This window comes from Stenotrophomonas sp. SMYL11 (genome assembly GCF_036320005.1).
Lineage (GTDB): Bacteria > Pseudomonadota > Gammaproteobacteria > Xanthomonadales > Xanthomonadaceae > Stenotrophomonas > Stenotrophomonas maltophilia_A.
The window spans coordinates 116,766-131,845 of record NZ_JAWIRS010000009.1 but is presented as its reverse complement, the minus strand read 5'-3'; the positions used below and the strand labels follow the sequence as shown (position 1 = coordinate 131,845).

The window sequence follows — 15,080 nt, the reverse complement described above, 5'->3', positions numbered from 1 at the left end:
GAGGAGCAGTCGAGCACGGCTCGACTCTACAACGGCGTTGCCGGGTGGAACGTCACCGCGGCGGCAGCACCTTGCCCGGGTTGAGGATCCCATCCGGATCCAGCGCGGCCTTGATCGCGCGCATGGTCGCCAGCGTTTCCGGTGTGAACGCCTTGGCCATGAAATCACGCTTGGCCAATCCAATCCCGTGCTCGCCGGACAGCGTGCCACCCAACGCAAGCGTCAGTTCGAAGATCTTCGGCAGCGCGGCATGCGCGCGTGCGTTCTCGTCGGCATCGTCCGGGTGGTACAGGATGTTGACGTGCAGGTTGCCGTTGCCCGCGTGGCCGAAGGTGACGATGGTCAGCGTGTGCTCGCGCGCCAACGCCTGCACGCCGGCCACCAGTTCCGGAATGCGTGATACCGGCACCACCACGTCTTCGTTGATCTTGCCCGGCGCGACGCTGCGCAGTGCGGGCGACAACGCCTTGCGTGCGGCCCACAGCTGGTCGCGTGCACGGCCTTCCATCGCTACGTCCAGCGCGATCATGCCGTCGCCTTCAGCGGCGCTGGCCAGCGCCTGCAGCAGATAGGGCAGGGTGTCGTGGTCACCATCGGCTTCGACCAGCAGCATCGCACCGGCCTCCGGCACGTCGGCACCGTTGAGGCGCAGCAGCTCCAGACTGCGTGCGTCCATGAACTCCAGGCGCGTCGGCACCACTGGCTGCGACATCAGCCGCGAAACTGCGGCAGCGGCGGCATCGGCATCGCGGTACAGCACGCGCAGGCCGGCCTGGCTGACTGGCAGCGGGGTCAGTTTCAATGTGGCTTCCACGATGAGAGCGAGCGTGCCTTCGCTGCCCACCAGCAGATGGGTGAGGTCGTAGCCGGTGGCATCCTTGGTGTAGGCGCCGCCGCAGCGGATCACCTCGCCCGCGCCGGTCACCGCGACCAGGCCGAGAACGTTGTCGCGGCTGGTGCCGTACTTCACCGCGCGCGGGCCGCCGGCGTTGCAGGCCAGGTTGCCGCCGACGCTGCAGATTTCGGCGCTTGAGGGATCCGGTGCCCAGAACAGGCCGTGCGGCGCCAGCGCCTGCTGCAGGGTGCCGTTGAGCACGCCAGGCTGCACCACCGCGCAGCGGTCGCCAGCGCGGATCTCGACGATGCGGTCCATGCGGGTGAACGACAGCACGATGCTGCCGGGCAGCGGCACCGCCGCGCCGGTGGTGCCTGTGCCGGCACCGCGCGCGACCAACGCCACGCCATGCGCGCGACAGGCACGCACCAGCGCCTGCACCTGTTCGATGTCGGCTGGCAGCGCCACCGCCGCCGGGCGCTGGTGGCGCCATGAGTTGTCCTGCGCGTTCGCCTCCAGCGTGTTGTCATCCATGCGCCAGCCCTCCGCGCCCAGCAGGGCGGACAGTTCGGCAACCAGTGCAGCAGGCAGGGCAGGGCTCATGACGGATCTCGTGGGGCAGCAGGAGCGGGTTGGATCAGTTTCCAGGCAACAACGGCGCCGGCCAGTGGCAGCCACACCCAGCGCAGTTCAGAGAGCAGGGTGGCCATGCCACGCGCGCTGAAAAACTGCGGGGCGAAGGGTGAAACGCGGATGGGTCGCCACGGCGCGAAGAAGCGCTGTTCGCTCCACGGCCAGGCAAGGGCGACGCCGAGGCCGCCGGAGGTCATCGCATCCAGCAGTGGGTGGCTGGCGGCGCAGATGAAGACGAACACCGCCGCCTGCACGATGGACGCCACCGTTGGCCCTGCCTTGGTAGGTGCCAACCTTGGTTGGCACGAAACCGCCGACCAAGGTCGGCTGCTACCAGAGCGTGCCATTGCCTCTTCGGTAGGTGCCAACCTTGATTGGCACAGCGGCGCCGACCACGGTCGGCGACTACCGGGGCTGTGTGGTGCCGACCAAGGTCGGCCGCTACCAAAGAATGCCAACAGCGCCGCCAACGCCGCCAGCATGCCGGCAAACAGCAGTGAATGACTGGCACCCCGATGCCCAAACGCATCGGCGTAGGGAATGTGCAGTGCAAAGGCCAGCACATCGGCGTCGGGCAGCATCGCTGCGACCACACCCGCAATCAGCAGGCGCGGTGGGATGCGGCCACGATCAGCGGCGCACCACAGCGCCAACGGCACAGCGGCATGGGTGATGATCGAAGGCATCAGTCACGCACCGTGGTCGAGCCGGCCAGGCTGCGCTCTGGTAGGTGCCAACCTTGGTTGGCACAGAAGCGCCGACCAAGGTCGGCCTCTACCAGAGCGGACGGTAACCATCAGCAGTCATCCAGCCGGAATGCATCACGCAGCCACCGCAGCTGCGGCGGTTCACCACTGGCTTCAACCACATCAAAACGGCAGGGTGCATTGGCCAGCGCCGGGTTGTCCTGCAGGTACAGCTGCGCGGCATGGGCCAGGCGCCGGCATTTGCGCGCATCCACCGATGCGGCGCCGCCACCGAAATAGGAACGTGCGCGGTAACGCACTTCCACGAACACCACGGTGCCGGCATCGTCCATCACCAGGTCCAGTTCACCGCCGCGATAGCGAACGTTGCGCGCACGCGGCTGCAGTCCGGCCTGTTTCAGATGCTGCTCGGCGGCGGCTTCCACCGCCGAGCCACGTTGGCTGCGCTCAGCGACCACCGACAATCGGCATCGGCCGGCCGCCATTGAAGGTGGACCATGCCGGCTGGCGCAGGATGTTGCCGTTGCTGTCCAGGAACAGGGTGCCGGTGGCACCGTCCAGGCCGCCTTCGTTGGACAGCTTGTCCAGGTAGGCGGTGATCTTCCAGGCATCGGCACCGAAGGCGAACAGGCGGCCGGCGGCACCGCGTGCGCTGGGCAGGGTGCTGGCCACCTGGCTGGCCGAGGGCAGGCCGGACACGCTGCGCACGTTCCAGGCTTCGTTCGGGTAGACGATGCCGTCCAGCGCCACGTCTTCTTCCACCTTGCCGCTGCCGACGGTCAGCTGCGAGGTGCCGACGCGGGTGGCGCCGCCGGCACCGGCCAGCGCCAGCTGCGGCGCCAGCAGGCGGGCCTGCGGCGCGCGCACGGCGAGGAACACGGCATCGACCTGGCCGGCATTGCGCACCTGCGCGCCGACATCGCCAACCGCGTCGCTGACGCCGACGGTGGCCACCACCTGGCCGCCACGCTGGGCGAAGCGTTGGGCGAAGGCCGCAGCGGCACGGCGGCCGGTGTCGTCGGCACTGTTGATCACCAGCGCCTTGCCGCGCTCGCGGCCACGCAGGTATTCGGCAGCGACGATGCCGTCGTCTTCCGGCGCCAGCGAGAAGCCGGCGCTGCCGGCCGGCGGCGCGTCCTTGCCACGGTTCAGTGCCAGCACCGGCACCTGCAACTGCTGGCGGCCGTACACGGCGTCCACTTCGTCGCGGCCCAGCGGGCCGACCACGAAGTCGGCACCGGAGGCGACGGCCTTGTCATAGGCGGCCAATGCACCGGCCGCAGTACCGGCGGTATCGATGAAGTTGATGTCCGGGCGGCGGCGGGTCTCGCAGTAATACGCCGCCAGCAGGCCGTCACGTACCGGCTGCGCGGCGGTGGCCAGGCGGCCGCTGAGCGGCAGCAGCACGGCCAGCTTGACCGGCGGGCGGTAGCCATCGCTCAGCGCCGGCGGACGCTTGCTGGTATCGAACTGGGCCGCGCCATCACGATCGAACGGGCGCGGCAGCGGCAGGCCGCGCGCGATCAGCGCACGGCCGGCGAAGTTGTACAGCGGATCATTGGCCGGCAGGGCGGCAGCACGGCTGCGCAGGGTGGCGTCGTCGAGGGTGCCGAGCAGGCCGGAGATGGCGGCCTGGTTCTCGCTGCGCGCACTGCCGGTCAGGCTGGCATGAGCGCGTGCACGTTCGGTGGCGGCGCCGAAGGCATCGCCGGTGCCCTGCAGCGCGTTGGCGCGGGCCAGATACCAGCGCGTGCGCAGGGCCGGCACCACGTTGTCGCCGCTGTCCTTCAGCAGGGCCAGCGCCTGCGCCGGCTGCTTGTCGGCCAGCGCCAGCTCGGCGCTGGTCAGCTGGAAGCGCTGCAGGCTGGCGCCCGACAGCTGGCGGGCAGTGAGCTGGCCCAGCAGGCTGCGCGCACGCGTGCTGTCACCAGCCAGGTGCCAAGCCCAGGCCGCATCGGCCAGGGTATTGGCGCGGGCACCGCCACGCAGCGTGGCGGCCAGGCCTTCCAGCTGCAGTGCGGCGTCGCGCGGCTTGCCCTGTTCGATCAGCGCCAGCGCCTGGCTCTGGGCCGGCGATTCGGGCGCACTGGTCAGGCTGGTGGTGGCACAGCCGGCCAGCAGCATCAGCGACAACGACAGGGCGGAGATCCGTGCGACGGGCTTGTTCATGATCGGGTCCATGCGATGAGGGCAGCGGCCTTGGCCGGGTACACGCTACGATTCTACCCTTGCCCCGTGAGTACCGCTGAAATGAGTGTGCCAACCCTGTACGTCGTCGCCACCCCGATCGGCAACCTGGCCGATCTGAGCCCGCGCGCGCAGGAGGTGCTGCGTTCGGTGGCGGCCATCTGTGCCGAGGACACGCGCCGCAGCGGCCAGCTGCTGTCCCATTTCGGCATCCAGCAGCCGCTGGTGGCCCTGCACGAACACAATGAAGAGGCCCTGGCGCAGCGCCTGGTGTCGCGCCTGCAGGCCGGCGAGTCGCTGGCGCTGGTCAGCGATGCCGGCACCCCGCTGGTCAGCGACCCCGGTTTCCGCCTGGTGCGTGCTGCCCGTGCAGCCGGTATCAAGGTCAGCCCGATCCCGGGCGCCTGCGCCGCCATCGCCGCGCTGAGCGTAGCCGGCCTGCCCAGCGACCGTTTCGGTTTCGAAGGTTTCCTGCCGGCCAAGGCCAGCGGCCGACGCGACCGCCTGCAGGCGCTGGCCGGTGAAGTACGCACGATGGTGTTCTATGAATCCTCGCACCGCATCGCCGAATCGCTGGCCGACATGGCCGCGATCTTCGGCGGCGAGCGCCCGGCGGTATTGGCGCGTGAGCTGACCAAGCTGTTCGAGACCGTGCTCGATGGTGACCTGGCCGGCCTGCTGGCGAAGGTGGAAGCCGACGAGAACCAGCGCAAGGGCGAGTTCGTGGTGATGGTGCAGGGCGCGGGTGACGATGAAGAAGCGCAACTGGCGCATGGCCGTCGCGTCTACGCCAAACTGAGCGAGCATCTGCCGCCGTCGACTGCGGCCAAGCTGGCTGCCGAGCTGACCGGCGCACCGCGCAAGGCGTTGTACGGCAGTTGATGGATCATGCGGACCAAGGTCCGCACCGACCAAAGCGGAATCCGCACCCACCAGAGCAGCGGAGTCGGTAGATCCACGCCATTCGTGGATGGCTGAACCGGACGCCGCGATCAGCACGGCAGGAAAGGCGTGCGTAGGCTAGAATGTGCACTGGCGGAGCCGGCCAGACAGTCGCGTCATCCCTTCGGGGGTGCCGAGGAAAGTCCGGGCTCCATAGGGCAAGGTGCCAGGTAACGCCTGGGCGGCGCAAGCCGACGGAAAGTGCAACAGAAAGATACCGCCTACGTCTTCTTCGGAAGGCCGGTAAGGGTGAAATGGTGCGGTAAGAGCGCACCGCGAGTCTGGCAACAGACCGGCACGGCAAACCCCACCTGGAGCAAGACCAAATAGGGATCCTTTGGCGCGGCCCGCGTTGGATCCGGGTAGGTTGCTTGAGCGTTGCGGTGACGTAACGCCTAGAGGAATGACTGTCCACGACAGAACCCGGCTTATCGGCCGGCTCCGCCTCCTTCTTCCATCCACGCATGGCGTGGATCTACCGATGACCATCGCCCGCGCGGTGGGGGCGTAGAGTCGAGCTCGCTCGACTGCTCCATGCAATCGGCGGACAGCGAAAGGCAGTCGAGCAAGCTCGACTCTACGCGGTCGTGCAATCAGCTGGGCGTACGGTACTGCCCTGCGGAAATGAACTGCGAGAAGCGCTCGCACCACACCACCACCGTGGTGTAGTCGTCCACGTTGACGTCATCGGGTACATCGACCAGGAAGCGGTTGAAGGTCTTTACCTCGCCGATGCGCTGGGCCTGCGCCTTGATCTCCAGGAAATCGGCCTTGTTGTCGACGAAGTCGCGCACCAGGTAGACCTTGTAGTCCGGCCCCGGGCCCATCTTGCCGTTGAAGGCAACCTGGCGTGGGCTGACGCTGACTTTGCCTTCCGCCCAGTGCACCGCGTCGCTGCCCTTGAGGTCGCGGCGGAAGGTGGTGTGGTAGCGGGCTTCGCCCATGGCGGCCTGCACCTGTGCGACCGGCGGGTCATCCGGGGCGATCAGGATCGGCAGCAGGTACACGCCCAGGCCGAAGCCGAGGCCGAGCGTGAGCAGGTGGGTGGCGGCAAGTACGAGAACACGGCGCATCGATGACTCCCTGTGGATCGGTGGGGCGCGCGGCAGGACCGCGCCCGGTCATCGTGTGGCGTGCGTGCAGACATTTATAGACACAGAAAACAGGTACAGGGTCAGAAATCGACCTGGCTCTGGCCAAGGGCCACGCCCTGTGGGCCGAAGCGGCGCTCGTGGATCTGGCCGTGACCATCGGCGTCGATCAGCAGCACGGTGCTGGCGCGGGTGCCGTAGTCGTCGCCGCGGATGAAGGCCGGGCTCAGCCAGCGTTCGCGCTCCAGGCCGATGCCGGTGTCGGGCAGGTCGCTGTCGGCGGGGCGGTATTCGTCGGCGAGGGCCTGCCAGAGCGGGGTCAGATCCCTTTCCCCTTGGGAAGGGGATCTGACCCCGTCTTCCTTCAGCCAGGCGGAAAGCGCGGCCATCAGCCGGCGGGTCTTTGGCCAGGGGGCGTCCAGTGCGCCGTTGGACATGCCGTGCACGCCGGGGGCCAGGTGTTGGCGTTCGGCGGGGTGGTTGCCCAGGAACTCCAGGCTGTCGCTATCGGCCAGCAGGAGGTTGAACGGGGCATAGGCGCCGGCCACGGTCGCCAAACGCTCAATATGCACGGCGGCCGGGTCGCGGCCACGCAGGAAGTCGGCCACCAGCGCTCCGCGCGACGGGCCGGTCTGTGCGGCCAGCGGATCGCGGACATTGGTGACCACTGCCATCCGGCCGCCGGCCCCGACGCCGGCCCAGCCACCGCCGGAGCGCAGGTCGCGCCCACCGATGACGGAGGTCTCATCTTGCCAGGGGGCCAGCGCCGCGGTCGGGCGGGCGTGGAACTCATCACGGTTGCCGATCATCACCAGCCGCCAGCGCGGGTGGTGCATCCAGCCAAGAGCGAGCAGGCACATGGCCTCATTGTGCACGTTTGCGCAGTCTGACGCCGTTTTCGACCCGCTGCGGATGAATGCGCGGCCGATGTTTCACGCCCTGTCCACACCCCTGAACTTCCGTTCAATCTCAAAAATTGAGACGGATCAGCAACTTGTGGATAAGCCTTGAACAATTCTCTAAAGGTTGTTGCAAGCCATTGATGCGGCTGGCGATTTCCCTGCTGAAAAGTTGTTGACAACCCTCGGCCCGCTGCTAAGGTGGGCATCAGAGGGAAATCCGGGTGTTTTGTGGGTTTTCGTGGTTCAATGTTTCACCGGGCGAAGGATAGGTGCACGCGTCGTGTTCCAGGGCGAGACGGCCATCACAGTTGACGACAAAGGGCGCATGGCGGTTCCCACCGCTTACCGCGACCTTGTCGCGCGCGCCAGCAACAACCGTCTCGTCTTGACCTACAACCCGTTCGAAGCCGGCTGCCTGTGGCTGTATGCAGAGTCGGAATGGGAGCGGGTCCGCGACGATGTGATGTCCAAGCCCAACACCCAGCGCGTCGTGCGCCTGTTGCAGCAGAAGCTGGTCGGCTCGGCCGCCCATCTGGAGCTCGACGGCAACGGTCGCATCAGCATCCCCGCCAGCCACCGCGGTGCGGTGGGCATTGAGAAGAAGGCGGTATTGCTCGGTATGGGCGACAAGTTCGAATTGTGGAGCGAGCAGGCGCATCGGGCCCTGATCCAGCAGACGTTGTCTGACGAGGATCTGGGTGATGGGTTGCTCGACCTGAAGTTGTGAGCCGGGGTGCCCGGATGCGCCCAGAAGCGCAGACCGGTCACCTTCCGGTGTCGCAGTCGCCGGCGGTGCACCTGCCGGTCCTGTACACCCAGGTCATCGAAGGCCTGAGAGTGATCGAAAACGGACGTTATCTGGATGGCACGTTCGGTCGTGGCGGTCATGCACGTGGCGTGCTCACCCAGCTCGGTCCCGAGGGGCGCCTGCTGGTCATGGACAAGGATCCGGAAGCCATCGCCGTTGCCGAGCGCGATTTCGCGCCGGATGCGCGCGTGTCCATCTTCCGTGGCAGCTTCGCCCAGCTGCTGCAGTGGGATGCGACGGCTGAAGGCCTGGACGGTGTGCTGTTCGACCTGGGTGTGTCCTCGCCGCAGCTGGACGTGGCCGAACGTGGCTTCAGCTTCGGCAAGGACGGCCCGCTGGACATGCGCATGGATCCGGACAGCGGTGAAAGCGCCGCGCAGTGGATCAACCGCGTGGAAGAGCGCGAGATTGCCGACGTGCTGTGGACCTACGGCGAAGAGCGCCAGAGCCGCCGCATCGCCCGCGCCATCGTGGCCCGCCGCGAGAAGCAGCCGTTCACCCGCACCGCCGAACTGGCCGAGCTGATCGCTTCGGTGATGCCGCGTGGGAAAGACAAGATCCACCCGGCCACGCGCAGCTTCCAGGCCATCCGCATCCACATCAACCGCGAGCTGGCCGATCTCGAAGCCGGCCTGGATGCGGCGGTGGAACGGCTCAAGCCCGGTGGCCGCCTGGCGGTGATCAGCTTCCACTCGCTGGAAGACCGCATCGTCAAGCAGTACATGAATCGCCTGGCCAAGGCGCCGCCGGCCAACCGCCGCCTGCCCGAGGCGGTGGCGTTCGTGCCGACGCTGGACCTGATCGGCGGTGCCATCAAGGCCACCGACGAAGAGCTGGCGGCCAACCCGCGTGCGCGCAGCGCCGTGCTGCGTGTGGCGCAGAAGCGGGAGGCCAGCGCATGAGCCGGCTGCTGCTGATCATCCTGTTGGCCTCGACCGTGGCCTCGGCGATCGGCGTCGTGTTCGTGCGTCACCGCCATCGGCAGACGTTCATCGAGCTGTCGCGCGCCGAGCGCAAGCGCGATGACATCAATCTGGAATTTGGCCGCCTGCAGCTGGAACAGGCCACCCTGGCCGAAGCCAACCGTGTCGATCGCATCGCCCGCGAGAAGCTCGGCATGAAGTTCCCCGAGGCCGCCGACATCGTGGTGGTGCGCCCATGAGCAAGACCGGCCGCAACCGCCCGCGCAACGCCTTCAACCTGCGCCAGCGCCTGCGCTGGGTCGCGCTGGCGCTCGGCCTGTGCTCGGTGTCGCTGGTCGGTCGCGCCGCCTACGTGCAGATCATCAACAGCGACTTCTACCAGCGCCAGGGCGAGGCCCGCTACCTGCGCGAGCTGCCGATCAAGACCTCGCGCGGCATGATCACCGACCGCAACGGCGAGCCGCTGGCAGTGTCCACGCCGGTTGCCTCGATCTGGGTCAACCCGCAGGACCTGCTGCGCTCGCCCGAGCGCATCCCGGAGCTGGCGCAGGCGGTCGGCATGTCGGTGGATGAGCTGAGCAGCCGCCTGTCGCAGAAGTCGGACAAGGAATTCATGTACCTGCGTCGCCGGATCAATCCGGACGAGGCAGAGAAGGTGGTCGCGCTGAAGATTCCGGGCGTGGCCGCGCAGCGCGAGTTCCGCCGCTTCTACCCGCAGGGTGAGGCGATGGCGCATGTGCTGGGCTTCACCAACATCGACGACCGCGGCCAAGAAGGCCTGGAGCTGGCGTTCGACGAATGGCTGCGCGGCAAGGCCGGCGCCAAGCGGGTGATCCGCAACCGCAAGGGCGAGACCGTCGAAAGCGATCTGCTGCGCGCCGCCGAACCAGGCAAGGATCTGACCCTCAGCATCGACCGCCGCATCCAGTACCTGGCCTTCAAGGAACTGCGCAACGCGCTGGTGGCCAACAAGGCAGCCGGCGGTTCGATGGTGATCATGGACGTGACCACCGGCGAGATCCTGGCCATGGTCAACCTGCCGACCTACAACCCGAATTCGCTGACCGGCGCGCTGCCCGATGCGCGCCGCAACCGTGCGGTGACCGACCTGGTCGAGCCGGGTTCGACGATGAAGCCGCTGACCATCGCCACGGCGCTGCAGGCCGGTGCGGTGACCAAGGACACCATCATCGACACCAACCCGGGTTACATGACCCTGGGCCGCTTCACCATCCGCGACGTGCCGCGCAACAACGGCGTGCTGAACGTGACCGGCGTGATCACCCGCAGTTCGAACGTGGGCGCGGCCAAGGTCGCGGCGAAGATGCCGGACCAGGTGTTCTACGACGGCGTGCGCCGCTTCGGCTATGGCTCGGTGCCGCACAGCGGTTTCCCGGGTGAGTCCGGTGGCGTGGTGCTGCGCCCGGCCCGCTGGTCGGGCACCACCAAGACCACCATGTCCTACGGCTACGGCCTGAACGTGACCCCGCTGCAGATCGCCACGGCCTACTCGGCGCTGGCCAACGGCGGCCGCCTGATCGCGCCGACCTTCGTCAAGGGCCAGCGCAACGAAGGCCAGCAGATCATCGACGAGAACGTCGCCAAGCAGGTGGTGGCGATGATGGAAACGGTGGTCACCCAGGGCGGCGCCAAGCAGGCGGCGGTGCTGGGTTACCGCGTGGCCGGCAAGACCGGTACCGCGCGAAAGGCCGGTCCGGGCGGTTACGAGCGCGGCCATTACAACGCGCTGTTCGCCGGCGTGGTGCCGGCCACCAATCCGCGCTTCGCCACCGTCATCGTCATCAACGACCCGCAGGCCGGCAAGTTCTATGGCGGCCTGGTGTCGGCGCCGGTCTACCACAACGTGATGGAAGGCACCCTGCGCCTGATGGACGTGCCGCTGGACGACCTGCAGTCGTGGCTGGCCGCACAGCAGTCCGGCAAGGTCGGCCATTCGGCCTCGATCCTGCCCGCGCCGCCGGCCGAGGCCGCGCTGCCGGTGGATGCCGCCGCTGAATTCGACGCTGCGCTGCCCAGCGCGCAAGCCCAGACGCCGCCCGCTACGGGAGGCACGCAATGAGTCCTTCGATGTTGCTTTCGCAGTTGCTTCCGGATGTGGCCCTGGCGGGCCACGATCCCGTTCTGACCGGCCTGGTGCTGGACAGCCGCGCCGTGCGCCCCGGCAATGCCTTCGTCGCCATCGCCGGTTTCGGCGCGCATGGCCTGGGCTTTGTCGAGCAGGCCCGTGCGGCCGGCGCCGGCGCCATCCTGTTCGAACCGCCGGCACCGGTCGAACTGCCGGCACCGGACGATGCGATCGCTGTGCCGGGCCTGCGCGCGCGCATGGGTGCGATGGCCGACCAGTTCCATGGCGCACCGTCGCGGGCGATGGCGATGGTGGGCGTGACCGGCACCAACGGCAAGACCTCCACCGTGCAGCTGCTGGCCCAGGCCTGGCACCTGCTCGGAACGCCCAGTGGCAGTATCGGCACGTTGGGCGCCGGACTTTATGGTTCGGTTGAGCCGACCGGTTTCACTACGCCGCTGGTGCTGCAGATGCATGCGCTGCTGGCGCAGCTGCGTGATGCCGGTGCGCGCGCGGTAGCGATGGAAGTCAGCTCGCACGCGCTGGACCAGGGCCGCGTGGATGCGGTGCACTACGACGTGGCGGTGTTTACCAATCTCACCCGCGACCATCTGGACTACCACGGCGACATGGCCAGCTACGGCGCGGCCAAGGCACGGCTGTTCCATCGCCCGGGACTGAAGGCCGCGGTGATCAATCTTGACGACGCGTTCGGTCGCCAGCTGTTCGCCGGCCTCCCGGCGGGCGTGCAACCGATCGGCCTGAGCTCGCGCGGTGCCACCGATGCCAGCGTGCGCGCCGAGGCGCTGCAGCTGGACGGCCGTGGCATTGCCTTCGAACTGGTCATCGACGGCCAGCGCGCGGCGGTGCAGTCGCCGCTGCTGGGCCGCTTCAACGTGGACAACCTGCTGGCCGTGGCCGGCACCCTGCATGCGCAGGGTCAGCCGCTGCCGCGCATTGCCGAGGTGTTGTCGGCGCTGCAGCCGATCCGTGGCCGCATGAACCGCCTGGGCGGCGAAGATGGCCTGCCGACCGTGGTGGTCGATTACGCACATACCCCGGACGCACTGGAACAGGCGCTGGACAGCCTGCACGGCCACCTGCAGGGCACGCTGTTCTGCGTGTTCGGCTGCGGTGGCGAGCGTGATACCGGCAAGCGCCCGCAGATGGCCGCGATCGCCGAACGCCTGGCCAACCAGGTGATCGTCACCGACGACAACCCACGTGGCGAAGATGGCGACGTGATCGTGTCCGACATCCTGGCCGGCTTCACCGATGCCTCCGCCGTGACCGTGCAGCGCAGCCGCGCGCGTGCGATCGGCCTGGCGGTGAAGCGTGCCGGTGCCGGCGACATCATCCTGATCGCTGGCAAGGGCCACGAGCCGTACCAGGAAGTGCATGGCGTGCGCCATGACTTCGACGACACCGAAGTGGCCGCCGCTGCGTTGGCCGCCAAGGCCGGTGTGCTGGCGGCCCAGGCCGGGGAGGGCATCGCATGAAGCGCACCCTGCTTTCGCTGATCGCACACTGGGCCGGCGGCGAGATCCACGGCGACGACGTGGCCATCGATGCGGTCAGCAATGACACCCGCAGCCTCGGCCCGGGCAGCCTGTATGTGGCGCTGCGCGGCGAGCGTTTCGATGGCCATGACTTTGCCGCCGACGCGCAGGCGCGCGGTGCCAGCGCGCTGCTGGTCGAGCGCCTGCTGCCGATCGAACTGCCGCAGGTGCTGGTGGCCGACAGCGAACTGGCGCTGGCGAAGATCGCCACCGGCATGCAGCGTGACCGCGATACCGAGGTGTTCGCGATCACCGGCAGCAACGGCAAGACCAGCGTGAAGAGTCTGCTGCTGGCAATCCTGCAGCAGGTGGCCCGTCATGCGCACAAGGTGGTCTACGCCAACCCGGGCAACCGCAACAACGAGATCGGCCTGCCGCTGGCAGTGATCGATGCCCCGGAAGATGCCGACTACGCGGTCTACGAGATGGGCGCGGGCAAGCCGGATGACATCGCCTACCTGACCGACATCGCCCGCCCGCGCTATGCGCTGGTCAACAACATCGCCCCGGCGCACCTGGAACGCATGGGCAGCCTGCTCGGCGTGGCAGTGACCAAGGGCGCGATCTATGCCGCGCTGCCGGCCGATGGCGTGGCCGTGATCAACGTCGACGATGCCTACGGCCGCTGGTTCGAACAGCACTTCGTCGGCACCCCGCCGCGCTGCCGCGTACTGCGCTATGGCCTGGAGCACACCGCGGACATCACCGCGCGCGACATCCGCGCCGGCGCGCAGGGCAGCCAGTTCACCCTGGTCGCACCGGGCGGCGAAGCCCGCGTGGTGCTGGGCCTGCCGGGTCGCCACAATGTCAGCAATGCGCTGGCCGCTGCCAGCCTGGCGCTGGCCGCCGGTGTCGATCTGGCGCTGATCGCGGCCGGCCTGGCCGAAGCACAGCCGGTACCGGGCCGCCAGATCGCCCATCAGCTGCGCAACGGCGCGGTGCTGGTGGACGACAGCTACAACGCCAACCCCGGTTCGCTGGCCGCGGCCATCGACGCCCTTGCCGCCGCACCGGAAGAGGGTTGGCTGGTGCTGGGCGACATGCGCGAGCTGGGTCCGGACGCCGAAGCGCTGCACGCGCAGGCAGGGCTCCGCGCGCGCGCTGCTGGCCTCAAGCGCCTGTATGCGCTGGGCCCGCTCAGCGCCGCTGCCGCCACCGCCTTCGGTGAAGGCGGCCGTCATTTCGCCACCCATGACGCGCTGTCGCAGGCGCTGAAGGACGAGCTGCACGCCGGCGTGCGCTGCCTGGTCAAGGGTTCCCGTGGCAGCGCCATGGACACGATTGTCAAAGCGCTGCTGGCGCAAGGAGAGGAATCCCCGCATGTTGTATGAACTGGCTCGATGGTTGCAGCAGTTGGAGAGCCTGTTCGGGCTGTTCAACTACCAGACGTTCCGCGCCATCCTTGCCGCGTTGACGGCCCTGTTCCTGTCGCTGTGGCTCGGCCCGGCGATGATCCGCAAGCTTGCCCAGTTCAAGGGCGGCCAGCCGATCCGCAAGGACGGTCCGCAGACCCATTTCTCCAAGGCCGGTACGCCGACCATGGGCGGTTCGCTGATCCTGCTCACCATCACCCTGTCGGTGCTGATGTGGGCCGACCTGCGCAACCGCTACGTGTGGCTGGTGCTGGCGGTGATGCTGTGCTTCGGCGCCATCGGCTGGTATGACGACTGGATCAAGATCGTCCGCCGCGACCCGAACGGCCTGAAGTCGCGCTGGAAGTACCTGCTGCAGTCGATCTTCGGCCTGGCCGCGGGCCTGTTCCTGTTCTACACGGCCGACGTGCCGGCGGCGCTGACCTTCTACATCCCGATGTTCAAGTCGATCGCGCTGCCGCTGGCCGGCATCGGCTTCGTGGCCATCGCCTACTTCTGGATCGTCGGCTTCTCCAACGCGGTGAACCTCACCGACGGCCTGGACGGCCTGGCGATCATGCCGACCGTGCTGGTGGCCTGCGCACTGGGCGTGTTCGCCTACGCCTCGGGCAACGTGGTGTTTGCCAACTACCTGCAGATCCCGCAGATCCCGGGCGCCGGCGAGCTGGTCATCATCTGCGCGGCCATCGCCGGTGCGGGCCTGGGGTTCCTGTGGTTCAACACCTATCCGGCCATGGTGTTCATGGGCGACATCGGCGCGCTGGCGCTGGGTGCGGTGCTGGGTACGATCGCAGTGATCACCCGCCAGGAGCTGGTGCTGGTGATCATGGGCGGCGTGTTCGTCATCGAAACGCTGTCGGTGATGATCCAGGTCGCCTCGTTCAAGCTGACCGGCAAGCGCGTGTTCCGCATGGCACCGATCCACCACCACTTCGAACTGAAGGGTTGGCCGGAGCCGCGCGTGATCGTGCGCTTCTGGATCATCTCCGTCGTGCTCGTGCTGATCGGCCTGGCCACGTTGAAGGTGCGCTGAG

14 protein-coding genes and 1 other RNA gene are annotated in these 15,080 nt (G+C 67.9%); 9 read left to right on the top strand and 6 right to left on the bottom strand.

The features are described from left to right. Positions 1–52 precede the first annotated feature (52 nt). From V3B46_RS13880 to V3B46_RS13865, 4 genes are all read right to left on the bottom strand, one after another. A complete protein-coding gene (locus tag V3B46_RS13880) occupies positions 53–1,438 on the bottom strand; it encodes an FAD-binding oxidoreductase (protein ID WP_329892170.1) in 1,386 nt (461 codons plus the stop codon). After that, positions 1,435–2,154, bottom strand: coding sequence for a metal-dependent hydrolase (locus V3B46_RS13875; RefSeq protein WP_329892169.1), 720 nt, complete (start codon positions 2,152–2,154; stop codon positions 1,435–1,437). The genes V3B46_RS13880 and V3B46_RS13875 overlap by 4 nt, the downstream gene beginning before the upstream one ends. Before the next feature lie 110 nt (positions 2,155–2,264). Beyond that, the gene (locus V3B46_RS13870) at positions 2,265–2,633 is read right to left on the bottom strand and encodes a YraN family protein (RefSeq protein ID WP_329892203.1); all 369 of its coding nucleotides are present in this window, start codon (positions 2,631–2,633) and stop codon (positions 2,265–2,267) included. Next, on the bottom strand, positions 2,623–4,344 hold the full coding sequence (locus tag V3B46_RS13865) for a penicillin-binding protein activator (RefSeq protein ID WP_329892168.1): 1,722 nt from the start codon (positions 4,342–4,344) through the stop codon (positions 2,623–2,625). The genes V3B46_RS13870 and V3B46_RS13865 overlap by 11 nt, the downstream gene beginning before the upstream one ends. A gap of 81 nt (positions 4,345–4,425) precedes the next feature. Between V3B46_RS13865 and rsmI the strand changes: the two genes are divergently transcribed. Together rsmI and rnpB are read left to right on the top strand one after the other, a co-directional pair. After that, entirely contained in the window at positions 4,426–5,244 is an 819-nt protein-coding gene (gene rsmI, locus V3B46_RS13860; protein WP_329892167.1) for a 16S rRNA (cytidine(1402)-2'-O)-methyltransferase, read from the top strand. 155 nt (positions 5,245–5,399) lie between these two features. Then, positions 5,400–5,751, top strand: an RNA gene (gene rnpB, locus V3B46_RS13855) — RNase P RNA component class A. Positions 5,752–5,897: 146 nt separating this feature from the next. Here rnpB and V3B46_RS13850 read toward each other — a convergent pair. Further along, on the bottom strand, positions 5,898–6,377 hold the full coding sequence (locus V3B46_RS13850; RefSeq protein WP_329892166.1) for a DM13 domain-containing protein: 480 nt from the start codon (positions 6,375–6,377) through the stop codon (positions 5,898–5,900). Between the two features lie 101 nt (positions 6,378–6,478). Next, positions 6,479–7,255, bottom strand: a complete 777-nt coding sequence (locus tag V3B46_RS13845; protein ID WP_329892165.1) for an NRDE family protein — start codon at positions 7,253–7,255, stop codon at positions 6,479–6,481. 322 nt (positions 7,256–7,577) lie between these two features. Here V3B46_RS13845 and mraZ point away from each other — a divergent pair, with 322 nt between their 5' ends. The 7 genes from mraZ to mraY are packed head-to-tail and all read left to right on the top strand — an operon-like array spanning position 7,578 to position 15,079. Continuing rightward, positions 7,578–8,024, top strand: coding sequence for a division/cell wall cluster transcriptional repressor MraZ (gene mraZ / locus V3B46_RS13840; RefSeq protein ID WP_004143635.1), 447 nt, complete (start codon positions 7,578–7,580; stop codon positions 8,022–8,024). Positions 8,025–8,038: 14 nt separating this feature from the next. After that, complete coding sequence (rsmH, locus tag V3B46_RS13835) at positions 8,039–9,007, top strand: 16S rRNA (cytosine(1402)-N(4))-methyltransferase RsmH (RefSeq protein ID WP_329892164.1); 969 nt, start codon at positions 8,039–8,041, stop codon at positions 9,005–9,007. Then, complete coding sequence (ftsL, locus tag V3B46_RS13830) at positions 9,004–9,267, top strand: cell division protein FtsL (protein WP_005412242.1); 264 nt, start codon at positions 9,004–9,006, stop codon at positions 9,265–9,267. The genes rsmH and ftsL overlap by 4 nt, the downstream gene beginning before the upstream one ends. Beyond that, the gene (locus tag V3B46_RS13825; RefSeq protein WP_049461624.1) at positions 9,264–11,108 is read left to right on the top strand and encodes a peptidoglycan D,D-transpeptidase FtsI family protein; all 1,845 of its coding nucleotides are present in this window, start codon (positions 9,264–9,266) and stop codon (positions 11,106–11,108) included. The genes ftsL and V3B46_RS13825 overlap by 4 nt, the downstream gene beginning before the upstream one ends. Further along, positions 11,105–12,613, top strand: a complete 1,509-nt coding sequence (locus tag V3B46_RS13820) for a UDP-N-acetylmuramoyl-L-alanyl-D-glutamate--2,6-diaminopimelate ligase (RefSeq protein WP_329892163.1) — start codon at positions 11,105–11,107, stop codon at positions 12,611–12,613. The genes V3B46_RS13825 and V3B46_RS13820 overlap by 4 nt, the downstream gene beginning before the upstream one ends. Further along, positions 12,610–14,004, top strand: coding sequence for a UDP-N-acetylmuramoyl-tripeptide--D-alanyl-D-alanine ligase (locus V3B46_RS13815; protein WP_329892162.1), 1,395 nt, complete (start codon positions 12,610–12,612; stop codon positions 14,002–14,004). Before V3B46_RS13820 ends, V3B46_RS13815 begins: the two co-directional genes overlap by 4 nt. Next, the gene (gene mraY / locus V3B46_RS13810) at positions 13,994–15,079 is read left to right on the top strand and encodes a phospho-N-acetylmuramoyl-pentapeptide-transferase (protein ID WP_010481929.1); all 1,086 of its coding nucleotides are present in this window, start codon (positions 13,994–13,996) and stop codon (positions 15,077–15,079) included. The genes V3B46_RS13815 and mraY overlap by 11 nt, the downstream gene beginning before the upstream one ends. The last annotated feature ends 1 nt before the right edge of the window (position 15,080 follow it).

What these genes read in the sequence shown, in the direction of transcription:
- V3B46_RS13880 (WP_329892170.1), bottom strand. Translation starts at nt 1,438, where the DNA reads ATGAGCCCTGCCCTGCCTGCTGCACTGGTTGCCGAACTGTCCGCCCTG.
- V3B46_RS13875 (WP_329892169.1), bottom strand. Translation starts at nt 2,154, where the DNA reads ATGCCTTCGATCATCACCCATGCCGCTGTGCCGTTGGCGCTGTGGTGC.
- V3B46_RS13865 (WP_329892168.1), bottom strand. Translation starts at nt 4,344, where the DNA reads ATGAACAAGCCCGTCGCACGGATCTCCGCCCTGTCGTTGTCGCTGATG.
- rsmI (WP_329892167.1), top strand. Translation starts at nt 4,426, where the DNA reads ATGAGTGTGCCAACCCTGTACGTCGTCGCCACCCCGATCGGCAACCTG.
- V3B46_RS13850 (WP_329892166.1), bottom strand. Translation starts at nt 6,377, where the DNA reads ATGCGCCGTGTTCTCGTACTTGCCGCCACCCACCTGCTCACGCTCGGC.
- V3B46_RS13845 (WP_329892165.1), bottom strand. Translation starts at nt 7,255, where the DNA reads ATGTGCCTGCTCGCTCTTGGCTGGATGCACCACCCGCGCTGGCGGCTG.
- rsmH (WP_329892164.1), top strand. Translation starts at nt 8,039, where the DNA reads ATGCGCCCAGAAGCGCAGACCGGTCACCTTCCGGTGTCGCAGTCGCCG.
- ftsL (WP_005412242.1), top strand. Translation starts at nt 9,004, where the DNA reads ATGAGCCGGCTGCTGCTGATCATCCTGTTGGCCTCGACCGTGGCCTCG.
- V3B46_RS13825 (WP_049461624.1), top strand. Translation starts at nt 9,264, where the DNA reads ATGAGCAAGACCGGCCGCAACCGCCCGCGCAACGCCTTCAACCTGCGC.
- V3B46_RS13820 (WP_329892163.1), top strand. Translation starts at nt 11,105, where the DNA reads ATGAGTCCTTCGATGTTGCTTTCGCAGTTGCTTCCGGATGTGGCCCTG.
- V3B46_RS13815 (WP_329892162.1), top strand. Translation starts at nt 12,610, where the DNA reads ATGAAGCGCACCCTGCTTTCGCTGATCGCACACTGGGCCGGCGGCGAG.
- mraY (WP_010481929.1), top strand. Translation starts at nt 13,994, where the DNA reads ATGTTGTATGAACTGGCTCGATGGTTGCAGCAGTTGGAGAGCCTGTTC.